Here is a 15,311-nt window from a genome sequence, read left to right on the forward strand (position 1 = left end):
GACCGTATTAAATAAGAAACAGAGTTTCATATATGAAACAAAGCCCGGAGGAATGCGATGAGCTGGATTGGCGTGTGTGACGCGGAGCAAGTACAGGAAGATTTCCCCTATAGCGGCAGTATCGACGGTAAAGAAATCGGTATCTATCTGATTGATGGCGAATATTACGCGCTGGAAGACGTTTGTCCCCATGCGTATGCGCTGCTGAGCCAGGGCTTTGTCGAAGATGGCAAGGTGGAGTGCCCGCTGCATGAAGCGGTATTCGACGTCAAAACCGGCCAGTGTCTGCACGGCCCCGGCGGGCGCAACCTGCATCGCTACCCGGTGCGGGTATACGACAAGCAGATCCAGATTTCTTTTATCGAGGAGAACGTGGCATGAGCGAAACCCTGGACTTTAACCCGGCGCTGCCGGAAAGCCGTCAGTTTACGCCGCCGGCGGAAGGCGGAAACGGCAACATTCACAAACCCGGCGACTACACCAATCTGATCTGGCAAACCCGCAGCCGGGTGCCGGAAAGCTGGGAGCTACAGCTTATCGCCACCCTCGAGACGCTCTTTGAACAGGGCGCAGAAAGCCTCGGTGAGCTGGTGAACGGCCTGAACGGCGTCAGAATGCACGACCAGCAGGGGGAACCGTGGAGCGAGAGCAGCTTCCAGGCATTTCTGCAGGTAAACGGATACTGAGGACACAGCGATGACAACAACGGTACAGAACTATCTTGATAAAGGATTACGCGGCCTGTGGTATCCGGTGCTGGCGAGCTGGGAAGTGCAGTCGGCGCCGGTGGGAATCACCCGCCTCGGCGAACAGATTGTGGTCTGGCGCAATAAAGATGGCCAGGTGCAGGCGCTGGAAGACCGCTGCCCGCACCGCGGCGCGCGCCTGTCGATGGGCTGGAACCTGGGCGATCGCATTGCCTGCTGGTATCACGGCGTGGAAGTGGCCGGTAACGGCGAAGTGAAAGACGTCCCGGCGGTTGACCGCTGCCCGCTGGTGGGTCAGCAGTGCGTTCGCAGCTACAGCGTTCAGGAAGCGCATGGCGCCATTTTCCTGTGGTTTGGCGTCACCGCCGACCAGCAGCCTGATGAGCTGAGCTTTCCGGAAGAGCTGGCCAATAGCGACAAATTTAGCCACTTCCTGTGTACCGCAGCGTGGAAATGCAACTACCAGTACGCGCTGGAAAACGTGATGGACCCGATGCACGGCACCTATCTTCACTCCTCCTCGCACTCGATGGCGGAAGGCGATCGCAAAGCCGACATGGTGCTGCAGCCGACGAAAACCGGGTTTATTTTTGAGAAGAAAGGGCAGGTTGGCGTTAACTTCGACTGGGTCGAACTGGGCAGCAGCGGGGCCTACTGGATGCGCCTCTCTATTCCGTACAAAAAGCGCTTCGGGCCGGGCGGCCACTTCTGGATTGTCGGCATGGTGGTGCCGGAAGATAACGACAACTGCCGCGTCTTCTTCTGGCGCATCCGCGGCGTACAGGGCTGGCAGCGCGATCTATGGCGATTTATGTACCGCAACCGCCTGGAAAAACTGCACTGGGAAGTGCTCGAACAGGATCGCGTGGTGCTGGAAAGCCTGGCGCCGAATGCCCGCGATCGCGAATATCTTTATCAGCACGACGTCGGCCTTTCCCGCCTGCGCCGCATGATGCAGAAAGCGGCAAAAGAGCACTTGGCGGCCCTGGAAGAGCAGCAGGGAGCCGCCTGATGAACGGTCTGTTGAACGGAAAACGTATCGTCGTCACCGGCGCGGCGCGCGGCCTGGGCTACCACTTTGCCGAAGCCTGTGCCGGGCAGGGAGCGGCGGTAGTGATGTGCGACATTCTGCGGGGCGAACTGGCGGAAAGCGCTCATCGTCTGCAGGAAAAGGGCTACTGCATTGAATCCCATGAGATCGATCTCGCCGATAGCGAGTCGATCGACCGGGTATTCAGCGCTATCGGCGAGCGGGGGGCGATCGACGGGTTAGTGAATAATGCGGCGATGGCCACCGGCGTCGGCGGGAAAAACATGCTCGATTACGATCCGGATCTGTGGGATCGGGTGATGACGGTTAACGTCAAAGGCACCTGGCTGGTGACCCGCGCGGCGGTGCCGCTGCTGCGTGAAGGGGCCGGGATCGTCAATGTCGCTTCGGATACCGCTCTGTGGGGAGCGCCGCGGCTGATGGCCTACGTGGCCAGTAAAGGTGCGGTGATCGCGATGACCCGCTCGATGGCCCGCGAACTGGGGGAGAAACGGATCCGCATAAACGCCATCGCGCCGGGGCTGATCCGCGTTGAGGCGACGGAATACGTGCCCGCGGAACGCCATCAGCTGTATGAAAACGGTCGCGCGCTCAGCGGCGCTCAGCAGCCGGAAGACGTCACCGGCAGCGTAGTCTGGCTGCTCAGCGAGCTGTCGCGGTTTATCACCGGCCAGCTGATCCCGGTCAACGGCGGTTTTGTTTTTAACTAATAAGTGAGGCGGTATGGCGAACGAGCAGGAAGTGAAGTATCTGGTGCCGGGGCTTGAGCGCGGCCTGCAGCTGCTGCTGGCTTTTGGCGAACAGCATCGCGATCTGACCTTCGCCGAGCTGCACCGGCTGGTGGATATGCCGAAAGCGACCGCCTATCGCGTGGTGCAAACGCTGGAGTATATGGGCTTTCTCGAACGCAACGCGCGCACCAATACCTTTTCGCTGGGGATGAACGTGCTGCGGCTGGGCTTTGAATATATTGCCTCGCTGGATATCGCCCAGGTAGGTCAGCCGGTTATCGAGCAGTTGCGTGATGTCAGCCAGTGCAGCAGCCATCTGGCAATCCGCGATGGCCGGGACATCATCTACATCGCTCGCGTCAGCGCGGCCGGTTCGCGGATAAACCAGGTCAGCGTCGGCACCCGGCTGCCGGTGCACTGCACCTCGCTGGGCCGCATGCTGCTGACCGATGTTTCACGCAGCGAGTTTGAACAGCTGTTCCCCAACGAGCGGCTGCCGGGCAACACCCCGGGCCAGCTGCACGATCGCGAAGCGCTGTGGCAGATGGTGCAGCAGGATAAAGCCCGCGGCTATGTGATTGGCGAGTCTTTCTTTCGCCACGGCATTTCGTCGATTGTCTACCCGGTGTATGACCGCAGCGGCCGGGTGGCGGGAGTCGTCAGTATCCTGGTGCCCTCAGATGAGATCCCGCAAAGCGATCGCGAGCGGCTGCAGAACGACGTCAGCCTGGCGGCGGACAAAATTTCCGGTTTCCTGGGATATTTGTCCCAGGCAAGTTAAATCAAACACTTAACGGCAGGCGCTTGAGTGCGTCGGGCATGTTTTACGCCCAAATTCGGGCGACTGAACGGTAAAGAGGCGACGAAAAATGAGTATTACCGGAATTGAAAAGCTGGAATTTGGCGTAGATGACCTGAACCATAGCGCCAAATTTATGCACGATTTTGGCCTGGCTGGCGACGCCAGCGGCCGCGTGTTCACCACCCTCAGCGGCGCGCGCATTGAGCTTAACCCGTTGGAGGCTGCCGACCTGCCGCCGGCTTTTGAAACCGGCAATACGCTGCGCCGTATGACCTGGGGCGTAGCGGACCAGGCGGCGCTGGAAGCGCTGCGTCCAAAGCTGGAACGTCAGCCTGGCTTCCGCAGGGTCGACGGCGCACTGGAGTGCCTCGACCCGAACGGCATGACGCTGCGAGTGCAGGTCAGCCAGCAAAAGGCGGTGGAGCTGAACGTCGAGCCAATTAATCAGTGGGGCGATATTCGTCGTATCGACACGCCGAGTCCGGTTTACGACCACGCGCAGCCGATCAACGTCGGCCACGTGGTGTTCTTCATTGAAGAGCTGGCGGCGGTCGAAAGCTTCTATCGCGAGGTGCTCGGCTTCCAGGTGTCAGACCGCTACATTAACCGCGCGGTCTTCCTGCGCTGCGGCGCGCGCGGTGGCCATCACAACCTCTTCCTGCTGCAGCTGCCGAACCGTAAGCGCGGGCTGAATCATGTTGCTTTCACCGTCCGCGATATTCACGAGGTGATCGGCGGCGGCATCGCGATGAACAAAAATGCCTGGAGCACTTTCATCGGCCCCGGTCGCCACCCGGTCTCCTCGGCCTACTTCTGGTACGTCAACAGCCCCACCGGCGGCGCCTTCGAGTACTACACCAACGATGATTATCTGACGGAAAACTGGCAGCCGCGCGAACTGGAGCACTCGTTGGTCTCCTTTACCGAGTGGGCGGTGGAAGGCGGAATCGACCACGATACCCGCCGCCAGCAGAAAAAAACGGAGGCGGTATGACGGCGCGGATCGTGATAGTCGGCGGCGGCCAGGCGGGCGGCTGGGCGGCGAAAACGCTGCGCGACCAGGGCTTCGGGGGCGAGATTTGCGTAGTGGCGGAAGAGGAATGGGATTTCTATGAACGGCCGCCGCTGTCCAAAGCCGCATTGCTGGATACCGATGCGCAGCTACCGCGCTTGTTTTCGCACGAGGCGCAGCAGGCGCTGAACCTGACCTGGTACCGTCCGCTGCGTGCAGAGCGGATTGACCGACTAGCTAAAACGGTGATTTTAAGCAACGGCGAACGCCTGAGTTACAACGTCCTTTTAATCGCCACCGGGGGGCGAGCGCGTCTACCGGACGAGTCGTGGGCGGCGCATCCCCAGGTTTATACCCTGCGTCACTGGCAGGATGCGCAGCGTCTGAAAAGTCGTCTGGCGGCAAGTCAAAAACTGGCGATAGTCGGCGGCGGCTGGATTGGCCTTGAGATTGCCGCTTCGGCGCGCAAATGCGGCGTGGCCGTAACCCTTTATGAGCAGCAGCCAGCATTGTGCATGCGTTCGGTGAGCGCGGAAGTTTCGCAGGCGCTGGCGCAGATGCACCGCGAGCAGGGTGTCGATATTCGCTGCGGCTGCGGCGCGCTGGAGCTGGAAGAGGATAACGCTCTGCCAACGCTGCACTGCGACGGCCGGCGGGAAACCTTCGATGCGGTGGTGGTGGGGATCGGGGTCGATCTTAATCTCGAACTGGCGCGCGACGCGGGGCTGAAAACCGAGCGCGGGATCGTTGTGGATAGCCAGGGGCGAACGTCGGATCCGTTCATCTTTGCTGCCGGGGATGTGGCGCAGCATCATCACTACGGCCTGTGCATCCAGTCCTGGGCCTTCGCCCAGAATCAGGCGGTGGCGACGGCAAAAGCGATGCTCAACCCCGATGCGCCAGGCTACGACGACGCGCCGTGGCTGTGGTCGGATCAATATCAGCACAATATCCAGATCCTCGGTATTCCGCAGCCGGGCAGCAGAACGATAGCGCGTGAAGATTCGCTGTACTTCTCGCTGGACGAAAACGGGCGGCTGACGCAGCTGGTGGCGTTTAATGATGCGCGCACCGTCAAGCTGGCGAAGCGCTGGATGGCGGCGGGGCGAGATTTATCCGCTGTACCGCTCGCCGATCCGGCTTTTTCACTGATGTCATTGCGATAGCTAACCCGCACCCTTAAGGGGGAGAAATGACCACATTAGAGACTAACGCCGCGCCTGCTGAGGCGAGCGGCGAGGGCATCCGCACGCCTGAAAAAGCGGTTCGCTGGGCCATTCCGCTGTCGCTGCTGGCCTGCGTACTGCTGGCGTTCTTCGACAAAATCAGCATCGCCGCGCTGTTTTCCGATAGCTACTTCCAGCAGGCGATGGGGATCGATTTCGACACCACCCGTCTGGGCATACTGATGAGCGCTTTCCTGCTGAGCTATGGATTCTCTTCGGTGCTGCTAAGCGGCCTGGGCGACCGTATTGCGCCGCTGCGCCTGCTTACCGGAATGATGGCGGTGTGGTGCGTTTTGATGCTGGTGATGGGCTTTACCCATAACTATACGCTGATGGTGACGCTGCGAATTTTGCTGGGTATCGCCGAAGGGCCGCTGTTCCCGCTGGCGTTCGCTATCGTCCGCCATACCTTTCCCCAGCATTTGCAGGCGCGCGCCACCATGCTCTGGCTGCTCGGGACGCCGGTCGGCGCGGCGATTGGCTTCCCGCTGTCGATTTGGTTGCTTAACACCTTCGGCTGGCAGAGCACCTTCTTTGTGATGGCGATGCTGACGGTACCGGTACTGATTTTTGTGCGCATCGGGCTGCGCGGCATCACGCTGGAGGCAAAAGCCAGCGGCGGGCAAACGTCGCAGGAGGCACGCCGCAGCGCGCGCCGCGAGCTGTTTGTCAGCCCGCACTTCTGGATGATCTGCATCTTCAACATCGCCTTTCTCGCCTATCTGTGGGGCATCAACGGCTGGCTGCCCGGCTACCTGATTAAGGGTAAAGGCATTCATCTCGAACACGCCGGCTGGCTGTCGTCGATGCCGTTTATCGCCATGCTGCTCGGCGAAATTATCGGCGCCTGGCTGTCTGACCGCGTCGATAAGCGCGCCGCCGCCTGCTTTATTTCCCTGGCGGGCGCAGGCATTGGCCTGGCGGCGGTGATGCATTTTACCACCCCGCTGCCGGTGATTGCGGCGATGAGCTTTAGCACCTTTATGTGGGGGATCGGCGCACCGAATATTTTTGCGCTGCTGGCCAAGGCAACCCATCCGCGAGTCAGCGCCACGGCGGGCGGGATTTTCAACGGGCTGGGAAACTTTGCCGGGGCGTTATCGCCGGCGGTGATGGGCGCGCTGATCGCCTTCACCCACAGCATGGATTCCGGGCTGATTTTTCTGGCGGTGATGGCGGCGGTGGGCTGCGTCCTGTTACTGCCGCTGCTAAGACGTTACTGAGGATAAAACGATGACTGATTCAACCGTAACTGCAAAACCGAGTCTCAAACCTGAACATCTGACGATGGAGGAGTGGGTCGAGTCGCGTATCGCGCGCTTTGAAGGCCGTAAATACGACTGGAATGCGCTGAAGTTCCAGGCAGATTTTGACCCGAAATATCGTCGCGCGCAGATGCGCTACATTGGCACCGGCGCGACCGGCGTCGCCAGCGATAGCAATACCGTCCAGGCGGAACACTTTACCTTCTCCACCATGGTACTGCCGTCCAGGTGCGAAGGCCCGCTGCACCTGCATGATGATGTGGAAGAGGTGTTCTTCATGCTCAAAGGGCAGATCACCCTGATGATTCAGGATGGCGACAACTACACCGAGACCGTTCTGCGCGAACGCGATCTGATTTCTGTTCCTGCCGGGATTTATCGCGGGCTATTCAACCACGGCGAGGAAGAAGCGCTGATGTGCGTGATGCTCGGTACGCCAAAGCCGCATATTCCGACCTACCCGGAAGATCATCCGCTGTCGAAAGTGAAGCGTAGCTAAGGGGGGATGATGACGGGTTTTCGTGAACAAGGAAGCGGTACGCCGCTGACGCTGCTGCACGGCATCAGTTCCGGCGCGGCCTCCTGGCATAAACAGATGGCGCTTCCCGGCTACCGCGTGCTGGCCTGGGATATGCCCGGTTATGGCGAAAGCCCGATGCTTGCGACGGCGAGGGCGGATGCCGGCGCCTACGCCGATGCGCTGGCGCGGATGCTTGACCGCGCCGGGGTGCAGAAAACCGTTCTGCTCGGCCATTCGCTGGGCGCGCTGGTCGCCGCCGCTTTCGCCGCCAGATATCCCCAGCGCGTGCGGTATCTGGTGCTGGCCGACGTCGCCCAGGGCTACGGCCAGGCGGAGGCCGCGCAGCGGGAAAAAATCTGGCAGGGGCGTCAGCAGCAAATGGCTCTGGGCGGCGAGGCGATGGCCGAGGGGCGGGCGGCGAAGCTGCTGCGCGCTGGCGCGCGCGAAGCCGATGTGGCGACGGTCGCGGCAGGCATGCGCAGGCTGCGCAGTGAAGGCTATCTCGCTGCCGCCTGGATGCTGGCGCACGACGACATCCACCGCTGGCTTGCCGGGTATCGCGGCCGCTTCGCCGTGTGGTGCGGCGAGCAGGATGCCATCACCCAGCCCGAGCTGGTGCAGGGGGTGGCGCTACGCTACGGCATGCCGTATCTCGCCATCCCGCAGGCCGGGCACGCCAGCTATCTCGATAACGCTACGTTTTTTAACCAACAGCTTTTACGCATAGGGGAAGAGGTGCGCGATGAATGCACAAATTGAAGGACGCGTCGCGGTGGTCACCGGCGGCTCGTCAGGGATTGGCTTCGAAACGCTGCGCCTGCTATTGGGCGAAGGGGCGAAAGTCGCCTTTTGCGGCCGCAACCCGGACCGGCTGGCCAGCGCTCACGCGGCGCTGTTAAACGAATATCCCGCAGGCGACGTGTTTACCTGGCGCTGCGACGTTCTGAACGAACAAGAGGTTCAGGCCTTTGCAGATGCGGTCGGGGCCCACTTTGGCGGCGCTGACATGCTGATAAACAATGCTGGCCAGGGCTATGTCGCCCATTTCGCCGATACGCCGCGCGAGGCCTGGCTGCACGAAGCCGAACTGAAGCTGTTCGGGGTGATTAATCCGGTCAGGGCGTTCCAGCCGCAGCTTGAACGGTCGGACATCGCTTCAATTACCTGCGTGAACTCGCTGCTGGCGCTGCAGCCGGAAGAGCACATGATCGCCACCTCAGCCGCCCGCGCCGCGCTGCTTAATATGACGCTGACCCTGTCGAAGGATCTGATTGGCAAAGGGATTCGCGTCAATTCCATTCTGCTGGGCATGGTCGAATCCGGGCAGTGGCAGCGCCGTTTTGCAGACCGCAGCGATAAGAGCCAGAGCTGGCCAGAGTGGACCGCCGACATCGCCCGTAAGCGCGGGATCCCGATGGCGCGGCTTGGCAAACCACAGGAACCGGCGCAGGCGCTGCTGTTTCTCGCTTCGCCGCTGGCTTCGTTTACCACCGGCGCGGCGCTGGATGTGTCCGGCGGCTTTTGCCGTCACCTGTAAGGAAAGATGATGAAAAAGGTGATGTTAATCGGCTATGGCGCGATGGCGCAGGCGATCATTGAGCGGTTACCGCCGCAGGTGTCGCTGGGCTGGATCGTGGCTCGCGAGCCGCATCATGCGGCGATCCGCCAGCAGTTTGCCGGGGCGGTTACGCCGCTGAGCGATCCGCAGCAGTGCGATCGGACGCCGGATCTGGTGCTTGAATGCGCCAGCCAGCAGGCGGTAGCGCAGTACGCCGAGGCGGTGCTGGCCCGCGGCTGGCATCTGGCGGTGATCTCCACCGGCGCGCTGGCGGATAGCGAACTGGAACAGCGCCTTCGCCAGGCGGGCGGCAAGCTCACGCTGCTGGCGGGCGCGATAGCCGGTATTGATGGCCTGGCGGCGGCGAAAGAGGGCGGCCTTGAGCGCGTGACCTATCAGTCGCGTAAAAGTCCGGCCAGCTGGCGCGGCAGCTACGCTGAGCAGCTTATCGATCTCAGCGCGGTACATGAAACGCGCATTTTCTTTGAAGGCAGCGCCCGCGAAGCGGCGCGGCTGTTTCCGGCGAATGCCAACGTGGCGGCGACCGTGGCGCTGGGCGGTATTGGTCTCGATGCCACCCGGGTGCAGCTGATGGTGGATCCGACGACCCAACGCAACACCCATACGCTGCACGCCGAAGGACTGTTCGGCGAGTTTCACCTGGAGCTGAGCGGTCTGCCGCTCGCCAGCAATCCCAAAACGTCGACCCTGGCGGCACTGAGCGCGGTACGCGCCTGCTGCGAACTGACATAACGCAGAGAGGCTGAGATGGACGAGTTAGACATTTTTATCGGCGGTCAGTGGCGGCGCGGCGGCGGCAACCTGATGCACAGCCGCTTTCCGGCGGATGGATCGCTTAACGCTTCATTATATGCGGCCAGCCTGGACGACCTGCAGGAGGCGATCGACTGCGCCGATCGCGCATGGCGGGAACCGACGTGGCGGAACATGCTGCCGCATCAGCGGGCAAAGATCCTGCATAACGTCGCCGATCTGATTGAAGCGCAAATTGACGAGTTAACCCGTAAACAGAGCCGCGACAACGGTAAACCGCTGGCGGAAGCGCGGGGCCTGGTCATGAGCGCGGCGGGCACCGCGCGCTATTTTGCCGCCGCCTGCGAACTGCTGGAAGGCGAGCTGCCGACGCCGCGTCAGGCGGATCTGCTGACCTTGAGCCGCTATGAACCGCTGGGCGTAGTGGCGGCGATTACGCCGTGGAACTCGCCCATCGCCAGCGAAATGCAGAAGGTGGCTCCGGCCATCGCCGCCGGTAACGCGGTGATCCTCAAGCCGGCGGAAGCGACGCCGCTGATGGCGCTGGAGCTGGCGAAGATTTTTGCACAGGCCGGATTACCTCCCGGGCTGCTGAGCGTTCTGCCCGGAAAAGGCTCGGTCATTGGCGATGCGCTGGCTCGCCATCCTAAGGTGCGCAAAATTTCCTTTACCGGCGGTACCGCTACCGGGCGGCATCTGGCGCACGTGGCGGCGGAAAAGCTGATCCCGGCGTCGCTGGAGCTGGGCGGAAAATCGCCAACTATTGTGCTGGAAGATGCCGACATCGAACAGGCGGCGCGGGGTATCTGCTACGGCATATTCAGCTCCGGCGGCCAGGCCTGCATCGCCGGATCGCGTCTGTTCATTGATGAAAAAGTCTATCCGCAATTAATGGCCCGCCTGCTGGAATTAACCCGAGGGCTGCGGGTGGGCCACCCGTTTAGCGCGGATACCCACGTCGGACCGCTGATTAACGATAAGCATCGTCAGAGCGTGCTGGAGTATGTCGAGCTGGCGAAGCGCGAAGGCGGTAGCGTGCTGTGCGGCGGCGAGATCCCGGCGGATCCGGCGCTGGCGGCGGGCAGCTACTTCCTGCCGACGATCGTCGAGGGACTCAACAACCGGGCTCGCGTCTGTCAGGAAGAGATCTTTGGGCCGGTACTGGTGGCGATGCGCTTTCGCGACGAAGCGGCGCTGATCCGCGAGGCCAATGATTCGGTGTTCGGGCTGGCCGCGGGGATCTGGACGCGCGATACCGGCCGCGCCCTGCGCCTGAGCGAACAGCTGGAGGCCGGTACGGTGTGGATCAACACCTACAAGGTTTTCTCTATTTCGTCCCCGTTTGGGGGTTTTAAAGAGAGCGGTCTGGGCCGCGAAAAAGGTATCCAGGGCCTGAAGGCCTGGATGCAGCAGAAGAGTATTTATCTGGCGACGGGTAATAGCGTCAACCACTGGTGTGATTGAGAGAAGGGTGAGCAATGAGTGAAATGATAACCGTCGGCGACGCCATCGCCAGAACGCTGGAGCAGTATCACGTTGAAGCCATATATGGCGTCATTTCTATTCACAATCTGCCGATCGCCGATGCCGTCGGCCAGCGGGAAAAAATCCGCTTCGTCCCGGCGCGCGGGGAGGCGGGATCGGTGACCATGGCCGACGCCCACGGGCGTTTTTCCGGGCTCGGCGTGGCGCTGACCAGCACCGGCGCCGGGGCGGGCAACGCCGTCGGCGCGTTGGTTGAGGCAATGAACGCCGGCACACCGCTGCTGCACCTGACCGGTCAGGTCGAAAAGGCCTGGCTGGATGCCGACACCGGGTTTATTCACGAAACCCGCGATCAGCTGACCTTCCTGAAAGCCAGCTCAAAGCGCGCATACCGTATCAGTAACGCCAATCAGGCGGTAGCGCTCCTGCATAAAGCGATTCAGGATGCGCAGACGCCGCCGTGCGGTCCGGTCTCGGTTGAAATTCCGATCGATATTCAAAGCGTGAAAATTCCGCTTTCGCTGCTGACCACGCCGCTGAAAACGCCACCGGTGGCGGAAGCTGAAGAGGCAATGGTTGATGCGCTGTGGGTTCAGCTTAAGCAGGCGAAGCGGCCGCTGCTGTGGCTCGGCGGCGGCGCTTTAGAAAGCGGCGAGGCGGTGAAGACGCTGGCCGATGCCGGGATGACGGTGATTTCCAGCACCCATGGCCGCGGTATTCTGCCGGATAGCCACCGCGCCAGCCTGCGCGCATTTCACAATTCCCCATCGGTTGAAGCGTTGATTTCACAATGTGATTTCACACTTGTCGCTGGTTCACGTCTGCGCAGTAACGAAACGCGCTCATGGACGCTGGAACTGCCCGCGCCGCGGGTGCAGATTGATATCGACCCGGCGGCGGCCAGCCGTAACTATCTGATGGACAATACGCTGGTGGCGGACTGCCGCGCGTTTTTAGACGCGCTGGCGGAACGAGCGCAGGGGCGAATATGGGGCGACGCGCGCTGGGATAGCCAAATAAAAGAAGCGGTGGCGATGGCGGAGCAGGGGCTGCGCGAACAGTGCGGTGATTACGCCAGATTAAATGACGCTATCGCGCAGGCGCTGCCGGAGAACGGTATCCTGGTTCGCGATATTACCGTGTCCGGCAGCCTGTGGGGGAGCCGCCTGTTTCGCGCCCACGGTCCGCTGATGAATATTCATTCTCTGGCCGGTGCTATCGGTATGGGGCTGCCGATGGCGATCGGCACCGCAATTGCTAATCCGCAGCGTAAAGTGGTGGGGCTGGTCGGCGACGGCGGACTGAGCCTGAACCTCGGCGAGCTGGCGACGTTGGCACAGGAGAAGGCTAACGTGACGCTGCTGATTATGAATGACGGCGGCTACGGCGTGATGCGCGGTATTCAGGATAAGTACTTTGGCGGCCGCCAGTATTATAACGAGCTGCATACGCCGGACTTTACGCTGCTGGCGCAGGCCATCGGTCTGCAGGCGTGGAGCGTCGATCGGGCGGATGATTTCCAGGCGGTGATGACTGAAGCGCTGGCGATGCCGGGGCCCTCGGTGGTGGAAGTGAAGATGGGCCAGATCGGCGCGCTGCGTTTTGCCGGGCCGCCGCAAAAGACGCTGTACTAATCTGCCGGCGAGCCCGCATGCCGCCTCCGGGGAAAACGCCCGGCTAGAGGGCCCAAACCCTCTCCTTACCGGGAGAGGGGGGACTCCGCAAGGCGTTCCTCTTCACTATAAACAGTGAGAGTCCGCCGGGGCTTACTTAATCCCGTCGGCCTTCATGCGATCGCGGATATGCTGAGCGCGTTCTTCCGATGCCGGGTGGTCATCAAACATTGAGCTTTGGCGTCCGGCTTCCAGCTTCGCCAGTTTTTCGAAGCTGGTCGCGAGGCCCGCAGGATTAATTCCGCGTTTGCGCAGCAGATCGTACGAGTAGTCATCCGCCTCGGACTCCTGACGCTGGGAGAACTGTGAGTTCACCAGCTTCTCGCCAAGATCGCCCAGCTGCGACTGCGACAGGCTGCCGACGATACCGCCAGCGGAGGCCGCCGCCGCGCGTACCGCGTTGGTGCCTAATGCCACCTGCATGCCTTTCTTCACATGGCCCAGCGCGACGTGACCCATTTCGTGGCCGATAACCGCTTCGACTTCATTATCATTCATCAAATCCATCAGTCCGCTGTAAACGCGGATACAGCCGTTAGCCATGGCGAAGGCGTTAACGTCCTTGGTCTGGTACACTTTATAGTTCACCGGCTGGCCGTTGATGTTGTCCCCCAGCGCGGCGGCGATTTTACTCAGACGTTTGCTGTATTCACTGCTGGCAGGCGCGATAGTCGCTTTCGCATCCATCTCCTGACAGGCTTTGTCGCTTAGGGCCTTGACCTGCTCATCGCTGAGTGAATAAGCCTGGAAAGCTTCTGCGCCGGAGCTAAGCAGACCATTGGAGTCCATGTTCTGACATCCGGTAAGCGTTGCTGCGATCCCAAAGGCAAGAAGAGCTGAGCGAATTTTCATTTTTTTATCATCCACAATCTTATGGTTCTTTATCCGAAAAAACGGCGATAGCTGACCTGCCGTATCCTGTGCAAATTATAAATACTATATGAGAATGCGGGCGAGAGGATTACGCCGTAGCACAACGTGTTCCAGAGATTTCTTAAACGGCAAAAGGATGCTCCATGTACATGCTTTGCCGCTTAGGTTACATTGTTCACACTTTTTTCCGGCGTAGCCCAAAACGCGCTGTCGTCAAGTCGCTGCGGGCATGGCCTTCATTATCCGATCTGGAGTCAAAATGTCCTCACGTAAAGAGCTTGCTAACGCTATTCGTGCGCTGAGCATGGACGCAGTACAGAAAGCCAAATCCGGCCACCCGGGTGCCCCGATGGGTATGGCTGACATTGCCGAAGTCCTGTGGCGTGATTTCCTGAACCATAATCCGCAGAACCCGTCCTGGGCCGATCGCGACCGCTTCGTGCTGTCCAACGGTCACGGCTCGATGCTGATCTACAGCCTGCTGCACCTCACCGGCTACGATCTGCCAATCGAAGAGCTGAAGAACTTCCGTCAGCTGCACTCCAGAACCCCGGGCCACCCGGAAGTGGGCTACACCGCGGGCGTGGAAACCACTACCGGACCGCTGGGGCAGGGCATTGCGAATGCGGTGGGTATGGCGATTGCGGAGAAAACCCTGGCGGCGCAGTTCAACCGCCCGGGCCACGACATTGTTGACCACTTCACTTATGCGTTCATGGGCGACGGCTGCATGATGGAAGGTATCTCTCACGAGGTATGCTCCCTGGCCGGTACCCTGAAACTGGGCAAGCTGGTGGCGTTCTATGACGACAACGGCATCTCCATCGACGGTCACGTCGAAGGCTGGTTCACCGATGACACCGCGAAGCGTTTTGAAGCCTACGGCTGGCACGTGGTGCGCGGCGTTGACGGTCACGATGCTGACTCGATTAAACGCGCGGTGGAAGAAGCGCGTGCGGTCACCGACAAACCGTCCCTGCTGATGTGCAAAACCATCATCGGTTTCGGTTCGCCGAACAAAGCCGGTACCCATGACTCCCACGGCGCGCCGCTGGGCGACGCGGAAATCGCGCTGACTCGCCAAGCCCTCGGCTGGAAACACCCGGCGTTTGAAATCCCGTCTGAAATCTATGCCCAGTGGGATGCGAAAGAAGCCGGTCAGGCGAAAGAGTCCGCGTGGAACGAGAAATTCGCCGCCTACGCCAGAGCCTTCCCGCAGGAAGCAGCAGAATTCACCCGCCGTATGAAAGGCGAGATGCCGGCTGATTTCGACGCGAAAGCGAACGAATTCATCGCGAAGCTGCAGGCTAACCCGGCGAAAATCGCCAGCCGTAAAGCGTCGCAGAACGCCATTGAAGCCTTCGGCCCGCTGCTGCCTGAGTTCCTCGGCGGCTCCGCTGACCTGGCGCCAAGTAACCTGACCCTGTGGTCCGGCTCTAAGGCTATCAACGAAGATACCGCTGGTAACTATATCCACTACGGCGTGCGTGAATTCGGTATGACCGCGATTGCCAACGGTATCGCCCTGCACGGCGGTTTCCTGCCGTACACCTCCACCTTCCTGATGTTCGTCGAGTACGCGCGTAACGCGGTACGTATGGCGGCGCTGATGAAGCAGCGTCAGGTGATGGTCT

Annotated in this window: 16 protein-coding genes; 15 read left to right on the plus strand and 1 reads right to left on the minus strand. The window is 60.8% G+C overall.

Annotated features, from left to right (window positions below; genetic code table 11):
- Positions 1–57 precede the first annotated feature (57 nt).
- The 14 genes from ABLV75_RS02000 to ABLV75_RS02065 all read left to right on the plus strand — a co-directional run bounded on the left by ABLV75_RS02000 (position 58) and on the right by ABLV75_RS02065 (position 12,765).
- Positions 58–381: a non-heme iron oxygenase ferredoxin subunit gene (locus ABLV75_RS02000; RefSeq protein WP_004105687.1), complete on the plus strand. Its 324-nt coding sequence runs from the start codon at positions 58–60 to the stop codon at positions 379–381.
- Positions 378–686: a recombinase-like helix-turn-helix domain-containing protein gene (locus ABLV75_RS02005; RefSeq protein WP_004105685.1), complete on the plus strand. Its 309-nt coding sequence runs from the start codon at positions 378–380 to the stop codon at positions 684–686. Before ABLV75_RS02000 ends, ABLV75_RS02005 begins: the two co-directional genes overlap by 4 nt.
- Positions 687–696: 10 nt before the next feature.
- Entirely contained in the window at positions 697–1,719 is a 1,023-nt protein-coding gene (locus ABLV75_RS02010) for an aromatic ring-hydroxylating dioxygenase subunit alpha (RefSeq protein ID WP_004105683.1), read from the plus strand.
- On the plus strand, positions 1,719–2,468 hold the full coding sequence (locus tag ABLV75_RS02015; RefSeq protein ID WP_004105681.1) for an SDR family oxidoreductase: 750 nt from the start codon (positions 1,719–1,721) through the stop codon (positions 2,466–2,468). The genes ABLV75_RS02010 and ABLV75_RS02015 overlap by 1 nt, the downstream gene beginning before the upstream one ends.
- A gap of 13 nt (positions 2,469–2,481) precedes the next feature.
- On the plus strand, positions 2,482–3,270 hold the full coding sequence (locus tag ABLV75_RS02020; RefSeq protein WP_004105673.1) for an IclR family transcriptional regulator: 789 nt from the start codon (positions 2,482–2,484) through the stop codon (positions 3,268–3,270).
- A gap of 88 nt (positions 3,271–3,358) precedes the next feature.
- The gene (locus ABLV75_RS02025; RefSeq protein ID WP_004105671.1) at positions 3,359–4,285 is read left to right on the plus strand and encodes a VOC family protein; all 927 of its coding nucleotides are present in this window, start codon (positions 3,359–3,361) and stop codon (positions 4,283–4,285) included.
- Positions 4,282–5,469: an FAD-dependent oxidoreductase gene (locus tag ABLV75_RS02030; protein WP_004105669.1), complete on the plus strand. Its 1,188-nt coding sequence runs from the start codon at positions 4,282–4,284 to the stop codon at positions 5,467–5,469. Before ABLV75_RS02025 ends, ABLV75_RS02030 begins: the two co-directional genes overlap by 4 nt.
- A 26-nt stretch (positions 5,470–5,495) precedes the next feature.
- Positions 5,496–6,752: an MFS transporter gene (locus ABLV75_RS02035; protein ID WP_004105667.1), complete on the plus strand. Its 1,257-nt coding sequence runs from the start codon at positions 5,496–5,498 to the stop codon at positions 6,750–6,752.
- A 10-nt stretch (positions 6,753–6,762) separates the two neighbouring features.
- Positions 6,763–7,293, plus strand: a complete 531-nt coding sequence (locus tag ABLV75_RS02040; protein WP_004105665.1) for a cupin domain-containing protein — start codon at positions 6,763–6,765, stop codon at positions 7,291–7,293.
- A gap of 9 nt (positions 7,294–7,302) precedes the next feature.
- Positions 7,303–8,073: an alpha/beta hydrolase gene (locus ABLV75_RS02045; protein WP_004105657.1), complete on the plus strand. Its 771-nt coding sequence runs from the start codon at positions 7,303–7,305 to the stop codon at positions 8,071–8,073.
- Positions 8,057–8,851: an SDR family oxidoreductase gene (locus ABLV75_RS02050; RefSeq protein ID WP_004105656.1), complete on the plus strand. Its 795-nt coding sequence runs from the start codon at positions 8,057–8,059 to the stop codon at positions 8,849–8,851. The genes ABLV75_RS02045 and ABLV75_RS02050 overlap by 17 nt, the downstream gene beginning before the upstream one ends.
- Positions 8,852–8,860: 9 nt before the next feature.
- Positions 8,861–9,625, plus strand: a complete 765-nt coding sequence (locus tag ABLV75_RS02055; protein WP_004105654.1) for an aspartate dehydrogenase — start codon at positions 8,861–8,863, stop codon at positions 9,623–9,625.
- Positions 9,626–9,640: 15 nt separating this feature from the next.
- Positions 9,641–11,110, plus strand: coding sequence for an aldehyde dehydrogenase (locus ABLV75_RS02060; protein WP_004105652.1), 1,470 nt, complete (start codon positions 9,641–9,643; stop codon positions 11,108–11,110).
- A 14-nt stretch (positions 11,111–11,124) separates the two neighbouring features.
- Entirely contained in the window at positions 11,125–12,765 is a 1,641-nt protein-coding gene (locus ABLV75_RS02065; RefSeq protein WP_004105645.1) for a thiamine pyrophosphate-binding protein, read from the plus strand.
- Positions 12,766–12,897: 132 nt separating this feature from the next.
- On the opposite strand, the gene ABLV75_RS02070 is transcribed toward ABLV75_RS02065, so the two are convergent.
- Positions 12,898–13,656, minus strand: a complete 759-nt coding sequence (locus tag ABLV75_RS02070; RefSeq protein ID WP_004105643.1) for a M48 family metallopeptidase — start codon at positions 13,654–13,656, stop codon at positions 12,898–12,900.
- Between the two features lie 280 nt (positions 13,657–13,936).
- Here ABLV75_RS02070 and tkt point away from each other — a divergent pair.
- Positions 13,937–15,311, plus strand: a 1,375-nt coding sequence (tkt, locus tag ABLV75_RS02075) for a transketolase (protein WP_348854879.1), incomplete at its 3' end; no start/stop codon positions are given.

This window comes from Klebsiella sp. CN_Kp066 (genome assembly GCF_040065135.1).
Lineage (GTDB): Bacteria > Pseudomonadota > Gammaproteobacteria > Enterobacterales > Enterobacteriaceae > Klebsiella > Klebsiella oxytoca.